Origin of the sequence: Nocardia otitidiscaviarum NBRC 14405 (genome assembly GCF_000308635.1) — a bacterium.
In the GTDB taxonomy this organism is placed as follows: domain Bacteria; phylum Actinomycetota; class Actinomycetes; order Mycobacteriales; family Mycobacteriaceae; genus Nocardia; species Nocardia otitidiscaviarum.
Genome location: NZ_BAGD01000281.1, coordinates 25,576 through 43,701 on the forward strand (window position 1 = coordinate 25,576; position 18,126 = coordinate 43,701).

General features: G+C 68.7%; 20 protein-coding genes and 1 tRNA gene. 13 read left to right on the forward strand and 8 right to left on the reverse strand.

Annotated elements, in window-relative coordinates; translation table 11 throughout:
• Nucleotides 1-166: 166 nt before the first annotated feature.
• The 4 genes from ON31_RS36385 to ON31_RS33360 form a co-directional block, all read right to left on the reverse strand.
• Nucleotides 167-502, reverse strand: coding sequence for a hypothetical protein (locus tag ON31_RS36385; protein WP_039819216.1), 336 nt, complete (start codon nucleotides 500-502; stop codon nucleotides 167-169).
• 12 nt (nucleotides 503-514) lie between these two features.
• Nucleotides 515-724, reverse strand: coding sequence for a CsbD family protein (locus ON31_RS33350; RefSeq protein WP_115061632.1), 210 nt, complete (start codon nucleotides 722-724; stop codon nucleotides 515-517).
• Between the two features lie 163 nt (nucleotides 725-887).
• A complete protein-coding gene (locus ON31_RS33355) occupies nucleotides 888-2,186 on the reverse strand; it encodes a D-arabinono-1,4-lactone oxidase (protein WP_039819218.1) in 1,299 nt (432 codons plus the stop codon).
• A gap of 33 nt (nucleotides 2,187-2,219) precedes the next feature.
• Nucleotides 2,220-2,945: a TetR/AcrR family transcriptional regulator gene (locus tag ON31_RS33360; RefSeq protein ID WP_081592936.1), complete on the reverse strand. Its 726-nt coding sequence runs from the start codon at nucleotides 2,943-2,945 to the stop codon at nucleotides 2,220-2,222.
• A gap of 111 nt (nucleotides 2,946-3,056) precedes the next feature.
• On the opposite strand from ON31_RS33360, the gene ON31_RS33365 reads away from it, so the two are divergent.
• On the forward strand, nucleotides 3,057-4,553 hold the full coding sequence (locus ON31_RS33365; RefSeq protein WP_039819219.1) for an MFS transporter: 1,497 nt from the start codon (nucleotides 3,057-3,059) through the stop codon (nucleotides 4,551-4,553).
• A 152-nt stretch (nucleotides 4,554-4,705) separates the two neighbouring features.
• Here ON31_RS33365 and ON31_RS33370 read toward each other — a convergent pair whose 3' ends face one another.
• Nucleotides 4,706-5,914 carry a lipase family protein gene (locus tag ON31_RS33370; protein ID WP_255222364.1) on the reverse strand — a complete coding sequence of 403 codons (1,209 nt, stop codon included), beginning with the start codon at nucleotides 5,912-5,914 and terminating at the stop codon, nucleotides 4,706-4,708.
• 124 nt (nucleotides 5,915-6,038) lie between these two features.
• On the opposite strand from ON31_RS33370, the gene ON31_RS35145 reads away from it, so the two are divergent.
• The 6 genes from ON31_RS35145 (at nucleotide 6,039) to ON31_RS33400 (ending at nucleotide 10,740) form a co-directional block, all read left to right on the forward strand.
• A complete protein-coding gene (locus tag ON31_RS35145) occupies nucleotides 6,039-6,308 on the forward strand; it encodes a fluoride efflux transporter FluC (RefSeq protein WP_147287188.1) in 270 nt (89 codons plus the stop codon).
• The gene (locus ON31_RS33380; RefSeq protein ID WP_051038252.1) at nucleotides 6,305-6,652 is read left to right on the forward strand and encodes a DUF190 domain-containing protein; all 348 of its coding nucleotides are present in this window, start codon (nucleotides 6,305-6,307) and stop codon (nucleotides 6,650-6,652) included. Before ON31_RS35145 ends, ON31_RS33380 begins: the two co-directional genes overlap by 4 nt.
• 2 nt (nucleotides 6,653-6,654) lie before the next feature.
• Nucleotides 6,655-7,032, forward strand: coding sequence for a fluoride efflux transporter CrcB (gene crcB, locus ON31_RS33385; protein ID WP_051038253.1), 378 nt, complete (start codon nucleotides 6,655-6,657; stop codon nucleotides 7,030-7,032).
• Between the two features lie 47 nt (nucleotides 7,033-7,079).
• Nucleotides 7,080-8,717 (forward strand): phosphoglucomutase (alpha-D-glucose-1,6-bisphosphate-dependent), encoded by a 1,638-nt coding sequence (gene pgm / locus ON31_RS33390; RefSeq protein WP_039819220.1) that lies wholly within the window; start codon nucleotides 7,080-7,082, stop codon nucleotides 8,715-8,717.
• Nucleotides 8,714-9,940: an MFS transporter gene (locus ON31_RS33395; protein WP_063821609.1), complete on the forward strand. Its 1,227-nt coding sequence runs from the start codon at nucleotides 8,714-8,716 to the stop codon at nucleotides 9,938-9,940. Before pgm ends, ON31_RS33395 begins: the two co-directional genes overlap by 4 nt.
• 62 nt (nucleotides 9,941-10,002) lie before the next feature.
• The gene (locus tag ON31_RS33400) at nucleotides 10,003-10,740 is read left to right on the forward strand and encodes a DsbA family protein (RefSeq protein ID WP_051038296.1); all 738 of its coding nucleotides are present in this window, start codon (nucleotides 10,003-10,005) and stop codon (nucleotides 10,738-10,740) included.
• A 498-nt stretch (nucleotides 10,741-11,238) separates the two neighbouring features.
• Here the strand turns inward: ON31_RS33400 and ON31_RS35150 are convergent, their stop codons facing one another.
• Entirely contained in the window at nucleotides 11,239-13,110 is a 1,872-nt protein-coding gene (locus ON31_RS35150; protein ID WP_051038254.1) for a DUF222 domain-containing protein, read from the reverse strand.
• 128 nt (nucleotides 13,111-13,238) lie between these two features.
• Between ON31_RS35150 and ON31_RS33410 the strand changes: the two genes are divergently transcribed.
• From ON31_RS33410 to ON31_RS33420, 3 genes are all read left to right on the forward strand, one after another.
• Nucleotides 13,239-13,311 (forward strand) — tRNA-Ala (locus tag ON31_RS33410).
• 97 nt (nucleotides 13,312-13,408) lie between these two features.
• The gene (locus tag ON31_RS33415; protein WP_039819221.1) at nucleotides 13,409-13,639 is read left to right on the forward strand and encodes a ribbon-helix-helix protein, CopG family; all 231 of its coding nucleotides are present in this window, start codon (nucleotides 13,409-13,411) and stop codon (nucleotides 13,637-13,639) included.
• Nucleotides 13,636-14,079, forward strand: coding sequence for a PIN domain-containing protein (locus ON31_RS33420; protein ID WP_051038255.1), 444 nt, complete (start codon nucleotides 13,636-13,638; stop codon nucleotides 14,077-14,079). The genes ON31_RS33415 and ON31_RS33420 overlap by 4 nt, the downstream gene beginning before the upstream one ends.
• A gap of 49 nt (nucleotides 14,080-14,128) precedes the next feature.
• Here the strand turns inward: ON31_RS33420 and ON31_RS33425 are convergent, their stop codons facing one another.
• Entirely contained in the window at nucleotides 14,129-14,569 is a 441-nt protein-coding gene (locus ON31_RS33425; RefSeq protein WP_051038256.1) for a MarR family winged helix-turn-helix transcriptional regulator, read from the reverse strand.
• 85 nt (nucleotides 14,570-14,654) lie between these two features.
• On the opposite strand from ON31_RS33425, the gene ON31_RS33430 reads away from it, so the two are divergent.
• Nucleotides 14,655-15,197 carry a MarR family winged helix-turn-helix transcriptional regulator gene (locus tag ON31_RS33430; RefSeq protein ID WP_255222365.1) on the forward strand — a complete coding sequence of 181 codons (543 nt, stop codon included), beginning with the start codon at nucleotides 14,655-14,657 and terminating at the stop codon, nucleotides 15,195-15,197.
• Nucleotides 15,198-15,367: 170 nt separating this feature from the next.
• On the forward strand, nucleotides 15,368-16,207 hold the full coding sequence (locus tag ON31_RS33435; RefSeq protein ID WP_039819222.1) for an SDR family NAD(P)-dependent oxidoreductase: 840 nt from the start codon (nucleotides 15,368-15,370) through the stop codon (nucleotides 16,205-16,207).
• A gap of 13 nt (nucleotides 16,208-16,220) precedes the next feature.
• On the opposite strand, the gene ON31_RS33440 is transcribed toward ON31_RS33435, so the two are convergent.
• Nucleotides 16,221-17,102, reverse strand: coding sequence for a helix-turn-helix domain-containing protein (locus tag ON31_RS33440; protein ID WP_039819223.1), 882 nt, complete (start codon nucleotides 17,100-17,102; stop codon nucleotides 16,221-16,223).
• A gap of 101 nt (nucleotides 17,103-17,203) precedes the next feature.
• On the opposite strand from ON31_RS33440, the gene ON31_RS33445 reads away from it, so the two are divergent.
• Nucleotides 17,204-18,109, forward strand: a complete 906-nt coding sequence (locus ON31_RS33445; protein WP_085996533.1) for an MBL fold metallo-hydrolase — start codon at nucleotides 17,204-17,206, stop codon at nucleotides 18,107-18,109.
• The last annotated feature ends 17 nt before the right edge of the window (nucleotides 18,110-18,126 follow it).

Sequence of the window (18,126 nt, forward strand, 5' to 3'; positions counted from 1 at the left end):
GTTCGACGGCGGATCGAGGGTGAACCGCGCTCGTATCGGATGAAACGCTGCTCGGTGCGCTCACGTACTCCGTCCTCTGTGGTGTTGGCATGTCCCCTGCGAATCCCCCGTGCGGACGGGTTCTCGACCCCGGCCCGCAGACGGTCGGGGTCGAGAACCCGCAGTGCTACGAATCGCCCATCTTGTTCTTCAGGTTCTCGACGATCTCGTTGAGCGCCCGCATGGCGTCGGCGGCCGCGCCCTCGAGATTCGCACGAGCCTGTTCGAGCGAATTCTGGATGTCCTCACCCGCGAGTCTGTCGGCCAATGCCTTGGCCATATCCGCGAATTCGGCCGCGGCCGTCTGGGCGCGGTCGGCCAGTTCGGCGGCGGCGCTGCTGGCCTTCTCGGCCAGTTGCCCCGCCGCGTCCCCGGCGCGTTCGGCCCACTCGCCAGCGGTATCGCTGATGTTCTCGGCGAGTTCGTCGGATGTCGCGGTGAGATTGTTGTCCTCGTCGGTCACGCGTGCTCCCGCCTACCGGCCGCCGCCGAGCTTGTCCTTGGCGTCGCGCATGGCGCCTTCGGCCTTGTCCCGTGCCTCGGTCGCCCGGCGCTTGGCGTCGCCGGTCGCCTCGTGGAACTTGGATTCGAACTCGTCGGCCTGATCCTCGATCTTGTTCCCCATGCGGTCGGCCTGCTCCTTGGCCTTCTGCGCGGCCTCCTTGGCCTTGTCCATGAGCGACATCGAAACCTCCGTAGGTGTGGCACGCCCGGACCGGGCGTGCTGGTTCGGGGTACTTCGACGAGCGATCTTTCAGCAAACGATCCTACGCCCGTTCGGTACGAAAAAGCCCGGTCGGTCCGGAAGTATCCGGAACCGACCGGGCAGGAACGGCTGTTGTCGCAGGTCAGCGTGTCGGGCCGAGCACTCGATCGAGGTAGGGATTGGCGAAACGGCCGTTCGGATCGAAGCGACGGCGCACCGCCGCGAACCGCTCCCACTCCGGGTACCTCTCGGCCAGGGTCGCCGCGGTCTGGAAGTGCCGCTTACCCCAGTGCGGACGACCGCCGTACCGGTCGAAGACCGCCTCGCACGCCCGGAAGTACGGCTCGTACTCCATCCCGGCGTACTGGTGCACCGCGATATAGCAGGTGGCACGCCCACCGGCGGGGGAGAGGAAGGCATCGTCGGGCGCGACCCACCGCACCTCGATGGGCATGACGGTGTCGAACCGCTTGGCCACCTCCTTGATCTCGCGAATGGCGTCCACGGAGTGTTCGCGCGCGATGGCGTACTCCATCTCCGTGAAGCGGAACAGCCGCGGGCTGGCGAACACCCGGTAGGAGCGTTCCACCTGGCGTCGGTAGCTACCCGCCAGCGCCGAGAACTGCTGCACCCGGGGGATGAGCGCGGGGGTGCGGCGGGTGAGGCGGCACAGCGCGTCGAACACGTGGTTGTTGATCAGGATGTCGGAGAACCATTCGACGGCCCGCCCGCGCGGCTGCTCCGGCAACTGCACGGTGTTGTTGCGCTTGGTCATGGCGATGTCGCTGTGGGCGAACATGTAGAACTCGAAGTGCTCGTTGCCGTCCACGTGGGAATCCAGATCGGCCAGCACGTCCTCGAGCGGAAGCGGCCGTTCGATGCCCTCGAGTACGAAGGAGGGCACCATCTGCAGCGTCACCGCGGTGACCACGCCGAGTGCGCCGATGTTCACCCGCGCCGCGCGCCAGCCGTCCGGATCGGTCTGCTCGTTCAGTTCCACCCGGCTGCCGTCGGCCAGCACCATCTCGACCGAATGCAGGGCGGCGGAGAGGTTCTGGAGTTTGGCCCCGGTGCCGTGCGTGCCGGTCGCGGTCGCGCCCGCGATGGTCTGCACGTCGATATCACCCAGGTTGGGGAAGGCCAGGCCGAGCGGGTGCAGGGAATTGCTGGCGGCATTGAGCGTCAGGCCGGCGTCGACGCGCACGAGTCCGCTGGCGCGGTCCACCGAGTGGATCCGGTTCAGCTTCGACAGCCGCATGAGGGTGCCGTCGGTGCAGACGGTGTCGGTGAACGAGTGGCCCGATCCGGCCACCCGGACGGTATGCCCGGCGGCCTCCGCCCGCGCGAGCAGGGCGGCGACTTCCTCGGGCGAGCCCGGTTCGGCGATGGCTGCCGGAGTACAGCGCTGATCCCCGGCCCAGTTCACCCAAGAGTTGGTCATGCGTCCAACTCTAAACCGGACATGTGATCGGCGCTACCGTTTGCGGTTCATGCACATGGCCGCCTTGCCCCGCTCCACCTCCTCCTCGGTGAGCGGTGGCACGTCGAGGGGGATGCGGGGGACCGCGTCGCCGCGCACGCCGTTGAGGATGAGTGCCATGTAGCGCCGCCAGACGTCCGGGTTGACCGGTCGGGCGAAACCCGCGACCGCGTCGACCATATTGACCATGGCGAAGAAATCGCCGGACTCGATCTCGGGCCGCAGCGCTCCGGCGTCCTTGGCGCGCTGCACCACCTGGAACATGCCGGGCCGGACGCGGTCGCGCATGCACTCGAAGCGCTCCATGCTGTCCTTCATCTCGAGCAGCACCTCGCTCAGGCCGCGATTGGTGGCCATGTGGCGGCAGGCGTACTCGAACAGATCCACCAGGCCCGTCCATGGGTCGGGATGGTGCAGGGCGGTTTCCACCGCCGCGGCGAACTCGTTGACGTTCTGGTCGAACACCTCCGAGATCAGTTCCTGCTTGTTGGCGAAGCGGCGGTACACGGTGCCCACGCCGACTCCCGCCTTGTCTGCGACATCGTCGAGGGTGATCTCGAGTCCGTGCTCGGCGAACAGCTCGCGCGCGGCGGCGATGATCCGCTGCTGATTGCGGGCGGCGTCGGCGCGCAGGCGACGGGTGGGCTGTCCCGTGGCGGGACGACCCGAGGGGGTCGTCGCGGCCGCTGCGGCCGTGGTGGTGGCGTGATTCACACCCATATGCTAGCAACCTTCGGGATTAAGTGGAGGCTATCTCTCCGTTTTGATGGTAACTTCTGACAGGAAACCGGAGGGCCTTCCTCCACTAAGTGTACGGGACGAGGACACCGCATGACTTCCACCATCGACATAGCGAAACCGGCTCCGCCGACCGGTCGTCGCGGCTCCCACGCCCTGCGCTGGTGGGTGCTCGCGGTACTCGGCGTCGCCCAGCTCATGGTCGTGCTCGACGCGACCGTGGTGAATATCGCGCTACCGGAGGCACAGGCCGATCTCGGCTTCTCCAACGCCGACCGGCAGTGGGTGATCACCGGCTACGCGCTCGCCTTCGGCAGCCTGCTGCTGCTCGGTGGACGGCTCTCCGATCTGTTCGGCCGGCGCACCACCTTCATCGTCGGCCTGGTCGGCTTCGCCGTCGCCTCCGCGGTGGGCGGGGCGGCCGCCAACTTCGAGATGCTGGTCGCCTCCCGGGTCGCCCAGGGCGTCTTCGGTGCGCTGCTGGCCCCGGCGGCGCTGTCGCTGTTGACCGTCACCTTCACCGAACCGGGCGAACGTGCCAAGGCATTCGGCATCTTCGGCGCCATCGCCGGTGCGGGCGGCGCGCTCGGTCTGCTGCTCGGCGGAGCACTCACCGAATGGGCCTCCTGGCGCTGGGTCATGTACGTGAACCTGATCTTCGCGGCCGTCGCGCTGATCGGCGCGGTGCTGCTGCTGGCCAAGCACGTCACCACCGGGGATCGGCCGAAACTCGACATTCCCGGCACCATCACCGTGACCGCGGCGCTGTTCGCCATCGTCTACGGCTTCTCCAAGGCCGAATCCGACGGCTGGACCGACTCGGCCACGCTCGGCTTCCTGATCGGCGGCACGGTGCTGCTGGCGGTGTTCTTCTGGATCGAACAGCGGGTAGCGCATCCGCTGCTGCCGCTGCGGGTGATCGCCGACCGCACCCGCGGGGCGTCCTACCTCACCGTATTCGCCATCGGCATCGGCATGTTCGCCATGTTCCTGTTCCTCACCTACTACATGCAGCAGCAGCTGGGGTACACCCCGATCGTGACCGGCGTGGCGTTCCTGCCGATGGTGGCGGGCATGGTGATCTCCTCGACCACGGTGCCGTCGCTGGTGCTGCCGCGGGTCGGGCCGCGGGTGACGGTGGTGTCCGGCTACCTGCTCGCCACCCTGGGCATGGTGCTGCTCACCCGCATCGGCGTGGATACCGGCTACGCCAGCCACATCCTGCCGAGCCTGATCATCATGGGCGTCGGTCTCGGTGCGGCCATGTCCACTGCCTTCGCCGGCGCCACCGCCGGGGTGCACCACACCGACGCGGGCGTCGCCTCGGCCATGGTGAACACCAGCCAGCAGGTCGGCGGCTCCATCGGCACCGCACTGCTGAGCACGCTGGCGGCCAGCGCCTTCGACGGCTACGTCGCCGATCACCTGCCGCCCGACCCCGGCGTGCTGGCCCAGGCCGCCGTGGAGAGCTACACCACCACCTTCTGGTGGGCGGCGGGCATCTTCCTGGTCGGCGCGATCATCACCGGCATGATCATGCCGAATACCGTGCCGGTCCCGGCCGAAGGGGAACCCGTACTGGCGCACTGAGTCCCAGCGCCACGCGCCGGAGCGGTGCGCCGATATCGGAAGTGCCCCGTCCGCTATCGCGGACGGGGCACTTCTCGACGCGGTGCGTGGGTCCCGACGACGGCCCGCGCGGGTTGCCGGTGCGCCCTGCCGAGCGCGACGGCGGTCCGTGCTCAGCAGTTGGACGGGGCCGCGAGGCCCGCGAAGCGATCCGACAGGTAGTTGAAGGCGCGCGGCGCTCCGGAGAAGATGGCCGTGCCGTGATCGGCTCCCGGGATCACGTCGAACAGCACCGGGGTCCCGGCGTGGCAGTAGCGTCCCGCCACGCTGAGCGCCAGATCCAGCGGCACCTGGTCGTTGCCGCCGTGCCACTGATAGACCGGCGCGCGCGGCACGCCGGGATAGATCTCCAGGCTGTTCTCGTGCAGGATGCGAATGTTGTTGGCGCTGGCTTCCATTCCGGGACGGAACATCTCGCCGATGGAGTGGTTCGCGCCCGCGCTGATGATCTCGTTCACGCAGGCATTGGCGATCTGCGAGCGCAGTGCCAGTCCGGCCGGGCTGAGCGCGTCGTCGAGATTCATCTCCGCCGGGTACTCGCGCTCCAGCCCGACCGCCACCGCGAAGCCGAGCCCGAACAGCGGATGCGGCGCATTGCCGATCTGCAGCGCCATCTTGCCGGGATTCACCGGCACGCCGCCGAGGGCCACCCCGACGATCGGCAGCTCCGGCGCGTACTCCGCCGCCAGTGCCGCCGCGAAGCCGGTCGCCATGGCGCCACCCGAATATCCGGCCAGGCCGACCGGCGAATCACCCAGTCCCGCGGGGGCGAAGCGCTTCACCGCCCGAATGCCGTCGAGGGTGATCTGTCCGCCCATCCGGGCCGCCCCGTACGCACTGGTCGGCCCGAGGTGATCCGGCACCGCCACCGCCCAGCCCCGGGCCAGCAGCAGATTCAGCGCCGGAGCCTCCTGCAGGCTGCCGTCGAACAGGCTGTGCGACGGAGCGCACTGCGTGCCCAGGGAATTCACGAACGGCTGATACGACACGATGGGCCGTGGTCCGCCACCGCCGGGCAGGATGAGCGTGGTCACCGCCGAGATGGGGGCGCCCGCGGAATTGGTGGAGCGGTAGTTCAGCTGCCACACCGTCGCGCCCGGATAGCCGTGGGCGGGGACGATGCGGCTGTTGATGACATCGCCGGGGGCGAAGGCGCCGATATTGCCCGGGGGCGCGTAGAACGCATCGGGGTCCGGGAAGGGATAGATGGCGCCGTGGGCGACCGGAGTCGCGCCGAGACTGCTCGCCAGAGCCGCCGCTACGGCCGCGGCGATAACAGAGCTCCGGACCAGCAACCCCCTGATCGACTGCCGTACCGTCAACTTCGCTCCTCCAGGCCGATGGGACAACGCTGAGATGGCGGCACTATCCTCGCAGTCCCGAGGTGTCGTTCGGCCTCAGCAACACGCCGAACAGCAACGAATTGGCTATCGAGGCGGAGGGGTGGTGGTCGCAACGTTCGCACGATCCGACGCACCGGCTCTCGCCGCCATCGCCGCGGGCGGCGCGCTGGGGTCGAGCCTGCGCGGTTTCACCACCTTCTCCACCTTCGGTGTGGAAGTTCGTACACTGCTCGAATCGGGGCGGACGGTTTCCGCGCTCGGCTATCTCGGGGGAACGGTGGTGGCGTCGGTGGGCGCGGTCGTGATCGGGGCGGGCGCGACGCGGTGGTGGAGACGGACCGGGACAGGCACGGCGAAAGGGGGCAGGCGATGAACGACCCGACGGGTGCGCGCTGGCGGCCCGCCTCGCGGCTCACCGTGCTGCTGAGCGAGGACGACCGGTGGCAGCATCGCCCCCGCTACCACGAGATCGTGCGGCGTGCCCGAGATGCCGGATTGGCCGGGGCGAGCGTATGGCGCGGCATCGAGGGATTCGGAGCGTCGGCGGATATCCACACCACTCGACTATTGGATCTGGCCGACCGGCTGCCCGCGCTCGTGATGCGGGTCGACGACACCGACGCGCTGCGGCGATTCGTGGAAACCAATGCGGACCTGCTGAATTCGCTCACCGTGACACTCTCGCCGGTGGAATCCTGGCAGGGGGAGCGCGCGTGACGATGCTGCTCGTGGCGCTCGGCGGCATGGTCGGAGCGCCGGTTCGCTATCTGGCGGATCGCGCGATGGCCCGTCGATTCGCTAGTGTCTTCCCACTGGGCACAGTGACGGTGAACGTGACCGGGTCGGCGATTCTGGGCGCACTGATCGGCGCGGGAGCAAACCACTGGCTGCTCGCCGTGGCCGGGACGGGCTTCTGCGGTGCGCTGACCACGTTCAGTACGTTCGGATACGAGACGGTTCGATTGGCTGAGGAGGGCGCTTACAGCTATGCGGTGGCGAACGTCGTGATCGGCGTTGTGGCGAGCCTGGCCGCGGCCTTCCTCGGAGCCGGTGCCGCCCAGTTGTTCCTGGGCGCGGCGCACGGGGGGTTGCCGTGATCCTGATGACCAGCCGGGCACAGGCGATACGGAAGGGAGGCCCGAGCATGGCCCACGATCGAGCCGGTCGACCGGCCCGGGCCGCGGACCTCGTGGACGTCGCGCACCTGGTGACGGCCTACTACAGCCGTATCCCGGATCCCGCGGATCCGGCGCAACTGGTCGCCTTCGGCACCTCCGGGCATCGCGGGTCCAGCCTCGACAACGCCTTCAACGAGGCGCACATACTCGCCATCACCCAGGCGATCGTGGAATACCGCGCCACCCGCGGCATCACCGGGCCGGTGTATCTGGCCCGCGATACGCACGCCCTGTCCGAGCCCGCCTGGACCACCGCGCTCGAGGTGCTGGCCGCCAACGACGTCACCGCCATCATCGACGCGCGCGACCGCTACACGCCCACACCGGCTTTGAGTCACGCCGTGCTGCGGCACAATCGCGGCGGCACCCGGCATCAGGCCGACGGCATCGTGGTGACGCCGTCGCACAATCCGCCGCGCGACGGCGGGTTCAAGTACAACCCGCCGCACGGCGGCCCGGCCGACACCGTCGCCACCGACGCCATCGCCGCGCGGGCCAACGATCTGCTGCGCAACGGGCTGTCCGAGGTGAAGCGCACGACGCTGGCGCACGCGCTGGCCGGCCGGGTGGAGCGTTACGACTACCTGGACCGCTATATCGCGGATCTGCCGAACGTGTTGAATCTGGACGCCATTCGCGGCGCGGGCATCCGGCTCGGCGCCGACCCCATGGGCGGCGCGAGCGTGGACTACTGGGAGGAGATCGGGCAGCGCTACGACCTCGAACTCGAGGTGGTGAACCCGTTCGTCGACCCCACCTGGCGGTTCATGACGCTCGACAGTGACGGACGCATCCGCATGGACCCGTCGTCGCGCTACGCCATGGCGTCGCTGGTGTCGATTCGCGACGACTACGACATCTCCACCGGCAACGACGCCGACGCCGACCGGCACGGCATCGTGACTCCCGATGCGGGACTGATGAATCCGAACCACTACCTGGCGGTGGCCATCGAATACCTGATCGCCAACCGGATGGGGTGGGACGCGCTCACCAAGATCGGCAAGACGGTGGTCACCTCCGCCATGATCGACCGGGTGGTCCGGGTGCTGGGCCGCGACGTGTACGAGGTGCCGGTCGGCTTCAAATGGTTCGTGCCCGGATTGTTCAGCGGCAGCCTGGCATTCGGCGGTGAGGAGAGTGCCGGAGCCTCCTTCCTGCGCAGCGACGGCACCGTGTGGACCACCGACAAGGACGGCATCCTGCTGGCACTGCTGGCCGCCGAGATCACCGCCGTCACCGGGCAGAGCCCGTCCACGCGCTACACCGAGCTGGAGAAGCGCTACGGCAGCCCGGCCTACGCGCGCACCGACGCCGACGCCACCCCGGAACAGAAAGCCCGGTTGGCGGCGTTGACGCCGGATGTGATCACAGCGACCGAGATCGCCGGGGAGCAAGTCACCGGCATTCAGACCCGCGCGCGTGGCAACGGCGCGGCCCTGGGCGGGGTCAAGGTAACCACCGAGAACGCGTGGTTCGCGGCCCGTCCCTCCGGCACCGAGGACAAGTACAAGATCTACGCGGAATCGTTCGAGGGCCCGGAGCATCTGGCCCAGGTGCAGGCGGCCGCGGAGGAAGTTGTGCGACAGGCGCTATCGGAGTGAGCAGATCCAAATCCCTGCCGGTCGAGATCTGGGTGCTGGTGGGGGCGGCGTTCACCATCGCCATCGGGTTCGGGCTCGTCGCACCGGCGCTACCGCAGTACGCGCGCGGCTTCGGGGTGGGTGTCGCGGCGGCCTCGGCGATTGTCAGCGCCTTCGCGCTGATGCGACTGCTGTTCGCGCCCATGAGCGGGCGGTTGGTGCAGAAACTGGGGGAGCGGCCGGTCTATCTGGGCGGGCTGCTGATCGTGGCGGTGTCCACGGGGGCGTGCGCGTTGGCGCAGAGCTACTGGCAACTGCTGGTGCTGCGATCCTTCGGCGGGATCGGGTCGACCATGTTCACGGTGTCGTCGCTGGCGCTGGTGATCCGCATGTCGCCGCCGACGGAGCGGGGTCGGGTGTCCGGGGTGTACTCGACCAGCTTCCTGATCGGTTCCATCTCCGGTCCGCTGGTGGGTGGGGCGCTGGCCGGACTGGGATTGCGCGCGCCGTTCGTCATCTACGCGGTCGCACTGCTGGTGGCCAGTGCCATCGTGTATCTGGCGCTGAAGGATTCGCCGCTGGTGCGGCCCGAGGCGCTCGGTGACACCCCGGTCATGACCTTCCGGGAGGCGGTGCGCAAATCCGAGTACCGGGCGGTGCTGTGGTCCAACTTCGGCAATGGCGCGGCGGTGTTCGGGGTGCGCATGGCGCTGGTGCCGCTGCTGGTGGTGGAGGTACTGCGCTACGACGCCGCCCTGGCCGGGGTGGCGTTGACGGTGTTCGCGGCGGGCAACGCGGTGGTGCTGTTCCAGTCCGGGCGCTGGTCGGATCGCCTGGGTCGCAGACCGTTTCTGATCTGCGGCACGCTGCTGTGCGCGGTCGGCACGGCCGGACTCGGCTTCGCCGCGAACCTGCCCTGGCTGCTGGTCGCCTCCTTCGTCGCGGGCCTCGGGTCCGGCATGTTCACCCCCGCCCAGCAGGCCGCCGTCGCCGATATCGTCGGCGCGGGACGGCGCGGCGGACCGGTGCTGGCGGGCTTCCAGATGTCGGCTGACCTGGGCACGGTGCTCGGTCCGTACGCGGTCGGCCTGCTGGCCGAACACCTCTCGTACGGATTCGCGCTCGCGGTCACGGGCGCACTGCTGGCGTCGGCGGCGGTGGCGTGGGCGATCGTGCCGGAGCCGTTGCAGCGCAAGCCGCTGGTCGAGACGACGGCCGCCGCGACGACCCGGCCGCAGGATTGACCCGGTAGCGTTCGGACGGGTTGCGTACCCGCGCGGCGGTGGGTTGCGGCAGAGTGGTGGCCGTGAGCAAACCGACGACGAACTACACCCCGCGTCCGGTGTCCAACAAGACCACCTATGCCCTCGGGGCGGTGGCCGTGGTGGTGGTCGCGCTGATCGTGTTCGCCCTGTTCCAATGGAGCGGCGGCGACACCGAGATCCGCAATGACGGTTACGGTCCCGCGCACGACCCGGCGGTCGGCGTGGCCCTCGACTCCGATGGCGCGATCGTGCTCGGCAAGCCCGATATCGCCAAGACCGTCGAGATCTACGAGGACCCGCTGTGCCCCGCCTGCGGCTCCCTGGAACGCATCTACGGCCAGGAGATCGCCCAGCAGATCGACGAGGGCAAGATCGCGGTCCGCTACCGCCTGGTCAACTTCCTCGACGAGCGGTCCGGCAGCAAGGACTACTCGACCCGCGCCGTCGCCGCCAACGAATGCGTGGCGCAGGAGGGTGACGGCCCCGTCTACGCCAAGTTCCACGCACTCCTCTTCACCGACAAGCAGCCCGCCGAAGGCAGCGGCGACCTGGACAACCAGCAACTGGCCGCCATCGCCGCGGAAGCCGGAGCCCCCGAATCCGCCCAGCGGTGCATCACCTCCGGCGACCGCGTCGACTCCGCCCGCAACCACGCCGAAGCGGCCATCACCGCCCTCGAGGCGGCCAGCGGCGGCGCGGCGGGCACCCCGACGGTCTTCCTGGACGGCCGCGAGATCGACGTCAACAACAAGGGCTGGGTGCTCGACGCCGCCAAGTGAGCGCTGCCGACGCATTGGCGTCCGCGCTCGCCGACAGCCCTCGTCGCGCCGCCGACGCGGGACGCTCGTAGCGCCCGCTCCCGGCATCCGTTTGCCTCCCAGCATCCGGACGGATACAGCGGCACTGAGTGGGGGCGGCCGCAACGAGAGCGCACGAACGAGCCGCGGGCCTGGACCCACGGCTCGTTCTCTGTGCCGGACAAGCTGTGTGCCGGACAAGCTGTGTTCAGTTCAGTCGCGCTGCGTTCAGTTCAGTCGCGCCTCGCACCCGTGGGCCGGATGAGCGGTAGCCCGTGCCAGGTCGGCCCTCCGCTGCCGCGCCCGCCGCATCGGACGATTCGCGGTGCGAGCGGGACCCGGCGTGGCTTCGGGTGACGACACGACCGGCGTTGCTGGCCGGACGAGGCTCGCAGGTCCCAGGGGCCGTCGCCCGCGAAGTGCGGCGCTGCGCTTGTCGCGGTCGGTGCGTGGCAGCTCGCGCATGGCGGGGGCGCGTGGTCAGCGGCGGAAGGACGCGGTGTGGTTCACCGGTAGGTCGTCGGGGATGTCGTTGTCGGGGGTGCAGCGGGACAGCTGCGGGTGGATGAGGGCGTGCCCGTCGATCGGGTAGGTGAGATCGGCCGGGACGGTGCGCACCGGCTGCGGCGGTCGCACGTGCACCCGCTCGTAGGGTGTCGGCGGCACGGTGGGGGCGTCGATATCGGTGTGCGGGAACAGATACCGCGCACCTTCGCGCGTCGTGGTGTGGGTTTCGCCGCTGGGATCGGTCCACACGATCCGATCGGCGTCCGCGCGACGCACCCGCCACGCCTGACTGCCCCGGTCCGCCAGCATCTTCAGCCGGTGGTGCCGCGTGCACAACGCTGCCACGTGCGCCATACCCGGGAGCCGCGGCCGGGCGTTCGACGCCTCCACGTACGCGAGTTGGGCATCGGTGGCGGGCATGCCGCATCCGGGAAATCGGCACACCCCGTCGATGGCCCGCACATCCTCGGGTGACTGCGACGACGTCGGCCGCCGCGCCCCCGCCTCCGGTGCCGGCGGCTCCGGCACCACCTCGAACCGCGCATACTTCGCGAGCTCCCGAGCCAGTGTCGTATCGATCGGCCCGTACCCCACCAGCATGGCGGGATCGTTGCGCAGCCCGGCCAAGGTCTCGGCCGACACCCCGATCTGGATCAGCGGCGGCCGCGGCGGCTGCGCCCCGGGTCCTACGGGAGCCGAGCTGGAAGGTTCGATTCGCCCCGGTGCGGTGTCGTCGCGGCGGGGCGCGGGTCCGATCCACGAAGGCGCGGTGTCGCCGCCAGCTGCTTCGGGTCCGGTCTGCGCCGATCGGGTGCCGCCCACGGGCGCTGGGGGTTCGTTTCGCGCTGGTTGGGTGCTGTCCGGAGTCGCCGGGGGTTCGGTCTCGGCCGCTCCGGCATCGTCGTGAGTCGCCGGGCATTCGGTTCGTGCCGGTTCGGTGGTATCGCGCGGGGCCGCGAATTCGGCTCCGGTTGCGGAGGCACCCCCCGCGCCGCGGGTTCCGGGTGCTGAATCGGCTCCGCCCGATTCGGCTTCGGGCTGGGCGTGGTCGCCGTACGTGTGTGCCGGATCGGTCGCGGTGGATGCCCAGCCGCCGCCTCCGGGTGCGATCGCCGCTTTCGGGCAGCGCGCACCGCGCCCGCACGCGCACCACAACCGCTGCGACCCGTCCGCCAGCGCCACCAGTGCGTCCGCCCGGCGCTGCGGCATGGTGCGCGGGTCCTCGGCGCACACCTGCCCGCACAGTTCCCGCAGCCGATTGGCCACCGTCTGCGCCCCCACCGCGGGCAGCAGCCCGTCGAACACCGCCATCCCGTCCTGCACGGCACGAATGCGTACGTCCCGATCGTGTTCGCGCTCCTCGCGCCGCTCCCGCTCGCCGTCCGGATCCAACCGCGCCACCCACCGCCGCGCTGTCTGCCGCAGCCGCGCCGGATCATTGCGTGTCGCCGCGTCGATCAGCTTGGGCTCCACCGCTTCCCGCACCTCGCGCGCCAGCCCGCGAGTGGTCTCCGCGATCACCTGCACCCGCGCCAGATCGATCCGCCCGTCCCCGAACGCCTTCCGCGTCCCGGGTAGCTCGTCCAGGGCCAACCCGATATCGATGAGCGCCGCCGCCACCGGCTCGGAGATCTGCACCGCCACCGCCACCTCGGCTGCCGCGAACTCCCCGGCCCGCACCCCGCCGGCGCCCGGCGCCGCATTGGCCGCCCGATGCCGCCGATACAACTCCCGCACGGCTGTGACTTCCGCCGCCTGTGCGAATGCGGCGGCCCCGTGCGCCCTCCGCAATGCGTCGACCAGCTCCTCGTCACCCATCACCTGGACCTCCCTGCTGTCGAACATATGTTCGAGCCTACCCTCGAAGATCGCTCTTGTCACCCACCTGTCCAGGCGATTTGGTCCGCGCAACAGCGGTGGTGTAACTTCGTTCAAGCCAGCGGGGAACACCCCGCTGACACAGAACTGAACACGGGGCTATGGCGCAGCTGGTAGCGCACCACACTGGCAGTGTGGGGGTCAGGGGTTCGAGTCCCCTTAGCTCCACAGGAAATAAAGCCGCAGGTCGATGCCTGCGGCTTTGTTGTATTCGTGGCAGCGAGCGACCTGGTGACGAGGGTGCCCTACACGGCACTCTACGTTCATGAAGGCCAAAACGAGCGTGTACCTGGATCCCGAGCAGGCTGCCCGTCTCAAGGAGGCTGCCGAGGCTTCTGGACGGTCGGAAGCCGATTTGATCCGCGAGGGGATCGACCTGGTGCTGCTGCGGTCGCACCGGGTCCGCCGTACCCGTCCGTGGCCGTCGTTCGATTCCGGTGACCCTGGGTTCGCCGCCAACAGTGAGGACTTGCTCGGCGAGGCATACGGCGCGTGAGCTTCTTCATCGCCGATACCTCGGCCATCATCGCCGCGTACGATCGCGCCGCGGATCTGCACGAGCGGGCCCGTGAATTCCTCGCCACCTCCGTCGCGGTTGTCTCGCCGCTTGTTCTGGACGAGGTCGATCATTTGCTTGTCGCGCGATTCGGAAAGGACCGCCGGACAGCAGATCTCGTCCTTGATGACCTGCTCACCTCGGCCGAGGAAGGTGCGGTGCTCGTGCCACTGGTAGACCGCGATGACCTGCGGGTTGCTCAGAAGATCATCGGACAGTACCGCGGCCTGCGGCTCGATCTGGTCGATGCGGTCACTGTCGTGCTCGCTGAGCGCTACCTCGCCAACGACATCCTGACACTGGATGAGAAGGATTTTCGCGCCATCCGTCCTCTGATACCGGCTCATCCGTCGTTCCGGCTTCTGCTCCAAGGTGACTGAGTCCCCTTCCGGGCGCGGCGTGGTCTGTGAGGTGCCGCGCCCGTGCTGGTCAGCCTTCTCGAGGTGGTGTCCCGGGATTCGGCAGTCGTTCGACGAAGCGGGTGAGCAGGGTCGCGAACTGGGTGCGTTCGGCGGCGGTCCAATCGGCCATCGCCGCCGCGAACGTCTGGGCGCGCCGGTGGTGTGCGGCGGTGACCAGGGCCAGTCCCGCATCGGTCAACGCCAGTCGGGAGCGGCGACCGTCGCGTTGATCGGCCACCCGCTCGACATACCCGGCGTCGACGGCTGACGTTATCAGCCGGCTCACGCGCGGCTGGTCGGCGCCGAGGGCGGAAGCGACCGTCGAAACCGTTGCGTCCGGGATGGATTCGACGGCGTCCAGGACATCGAACGCCTGGCCGGTCGGCTCGCCCGGCGGGGCCAGGGACCGTCGGTTCTGCCTGCGCCTGATCGCCACCATCGCCCGCTCGATCAGATCCACATCGTCCACTTCGGCATAATACGTCTTTACAAGTAGTTGTAGTTAGACATATACATGTATAAGTGCAATCAAATCCGACGGGAACGGAACCCTCATGAGACTTCGCGCCTTCGCCGTCACGCTGGTGCTGGTCATCGCCGGATCGCTGGCGGCGTGCGGTTCGGATACCGCGCAGAGCACCACCACGACCGCTGGGAACACGGAAGACGAACGATCGGACCGGTTGATCGGCTACCAGCTCAAGCGTCTGGATCAACTGCTCGAATCGACCTTCGACCGCCTGCTCGGCGATGCGGGGCTCACTCGCCGCCAGTGGCAGACCCTCAACACTCTCGCCGCCGGTCCGCGCGGTCACGACGAGCTGATCGATGCCCTGCGGCCGTTCTGGGAGGTGAACAACGAAAACCTGACCGAATCGACCGACGATTTGATCGGCCGCGGGTGGATCCACGCTCAACCCGACGGCACCTTCGCCCTGACCGGCGCGGGCCGCTCCGTACACGCCGCGGCGGGCACGGAGGTCGCCCGCATCCGTGACATCGCCGCGCGAGGGATCAGCCAGGACGACTTCACGCTGATGATGGATGTGCTACGGCGCATGATCGCGAACCTCGACGCTGACGCCGACCATCGATGAGCGTCCGTATCGCACAGGGCCGCAATACATCAGCCGACTGCGCCCCAGCCGTGATCATCCAACGGCCTGCGGTCGAACCGGATTCGCGACATCATTCGTCGGGCTGATGTGCGGTGCCGGTCGCCGCCGTACGGTGGGAAGGGTCTTGTCCGGGCGAAAAGGGAGGCGCGGTGCGGGATCTGCGCGACAAGGTCGCCGTTGTCACCGGGGCGGCCAGCGGCATCGGGCGGGGGATGGTCGAGGCATTCCTCGATTCCGGAACCCGGGTGGTCCTCAGCGATGTGGAGGAGGATGCGCTCGCGGCGACGACTGCGGAGTTGCGGGCGGCCGGCGGGGACGTACACGGCATCGTGACGGATGTGTCGAACCCCGACGAGGTGGCCGCGCTGGCGGCCGCGACCCTGGAGCGGTACGGGGCCGTGCACATCCTGTGCAACAACGCCGGGGTGGCCGGTGGCGGCGTGCCGTCGTGGGCGAGCACGCTCGACGACTGGGCGTGGGTGCTCGGCGTCAACCTGATGGGCGTGGTGCACGGTCACCGTAGCTTCCTGCCGATCATGGTCGAGCAGGACGAAGAGGCACACATCGTCAACACGGCGTCGGTGGCCGGTGTGGCGGGTGGGTCCAGCGTGTACGGCGCGACCAAATCCGCCGTGATCGCGCTGTCGGAGACGGTCCACATGGAACTCGTCGGCGGCGGATTGAAGCCGCGGATCTCGGTACTGATGCCAGGGGTGGTCGACACCCGCATCCTGGATTCCGACCGCAATCGACCCGACCGCTTCGCCGACGTCGGCCCGAGTTCGCTTCCGCCCGAGGTGAGTATGGACGACCTGCGGCAGATGTTCGCCCACGGCACCAGCCCGCGAGTTGTCGCCGATCAGGTGCTGCGAGCCATTCGGGAGGAACGTCTCTATGTGCTGACCCACCCGGAGTGGAAGGGCCATATCGAACACCGGATGCAGGCAATCCTCAACGGCGAGAACCTGACTCCGCTGCCCCCACCGTGATGACTACACACCGTCATGGGGTGCGAGTACTCACTGAGGTGCGGCCCTCGCCTGCCTGTCGGAGCAATGCGAGGGCTTCCTCGGCAGGGGACCCGGAGGCGGTCGTGCACACGATCAGTGCCTGGCCGGGGGCACGGGCGATCGAGAGGGTCTGCTGCGTCACCGTCGTCGTGCCGACGACCGGATGGTGCAGTTCGTAGGACGCGGCGTCGCAGGGTATCACCCGGTGGTCGCCCCACAGTGTCACGAACTCCGGACTCTTCATCGTCAGCTCGCCGATCAGTTCCGCGAGCAGCGGGTCATTCGGGTACATACCAACGGCGATGCGCAGGTTGCCGACTACGGCGCGGGCCTTGCGTTTCCAGTCCGCGTACAGTTCACGACTGTGCGGGTCCAGGAAGGCCAGCCTGCTCATATTCGGCCGGCGCGATGGGTCGTCCGGGCTGTGGAAGTCCAGGTGCCCGGCCAGCAGGGCGTGTCCGAGAGTGTTCCACGCGAGCACGTCTGTGCGCCGGCCGAGTACCAGCGCCGGGACCCCGTCGACGGCGCGGAGCAGGTCGCGCGTCTCATCGGCGAGTTTCTCGGGTCGTGGTCGGCGTACTCGGGGTGTGTGGCGAGCGGCGGCGGCGAGGCGGTCGAGGTGCGCGCGCTCGTGGTCGTCGAGGCGCAGCGCGTGCGCGACCGCGTCGAGTACCTCGGCCGAGGCCCCGCGCGACGTCCCCTGCTCCAGCCGTGTGTAATACGAGACGCTGACCCCGGCCAGCTGGGCCAGCTCTTCGCGCCTCAAACCGCTGACCCGTCTGCGGGGTCCGGTCTCGCGCAAGCCGACGTCCTCCGGCCGCAGCCTTGCCCGTCGGGCTTGGAGAAAGTCGCCGAGGGGTCCGGGTCCGTCCATTGCTCCAGTATCCGGGGACGGGTCGGGCGCAGCCACACCCTGCCGGTGGTAGGACACAGCGGGAGTGGTTGGTCCGCGCCTCGATGTCCAGGCTCGACGACATGGAACAGATCACCCTTGGCGAGGTCACCGTCACCCGAATCAAAGAGTTCTACGGCACGGTCGAGATGAGCCCGGACCAGTTCTTCCCCGACAGCCCCGACGGCTCATGGGACGAACACCGTGGCTGGCTGGCACCCGAGTTCTGGAACCTCGAAACCGGCGAGTGCCACTCGGCGCTGCAGACCTGGCTGCTGCGCAGCGAGGGGCACACGATTCTGGTCGACACCGGTGTCGGCAACCACAAGGACCGGCCATACGCACCGGTGTGGAGCCGCCTCGATACGAACTACCTCGACAACCTCGCCGCCGCCGGGGTCCGCCCCGAGGACGTCGACGTCGTGATCAACACCCACCTGCACATCGACCACGTCGGCTGGAACACCCGTCTGGACGGCCGCACGTGGGTACCGACCTTCCCGAACGCGACCTATCTGATGCCGTTGCGGGACTTCGAGTTCTGGAATCCGGCCAACGAGCGTGAGACCGTACTCGGCCGCGGCAACCAGAATGTCTTCGAGGACAGTGTCACGCCGATCCATCAGGCGGGGCTGGCCCATTTGTGGGACGGGTCATATCGGATCGACAAGAACTTGCGACTCGACCTCGCGCCGGGGCACACGCCAGGCTCGTCCGTTCTCACCCTGGAGTCGGGCACCGACCGGGCGCTGTTCGTCGGGGACCTGATGCACACCCCGTTGCAGATCGTGGAGCCGCGAACCAACTCCTGCTTCTGCGAGGACCCGGCCGAAGCCCGCGCCACCCGGCACAGGCTGCTCGGTCAGGCCGCCGAGAACAACGCACTCGTCTTCCCCGCGCATTTCGGCGGCCAGGGTGCGGCGCGGATCGAGCGAACCGGGTCGAAGTTCTCGATCAAGGAGTGGGCGGGTTTCTCCCGCATCTCCTGAACTCTCCCGGAGAGGAA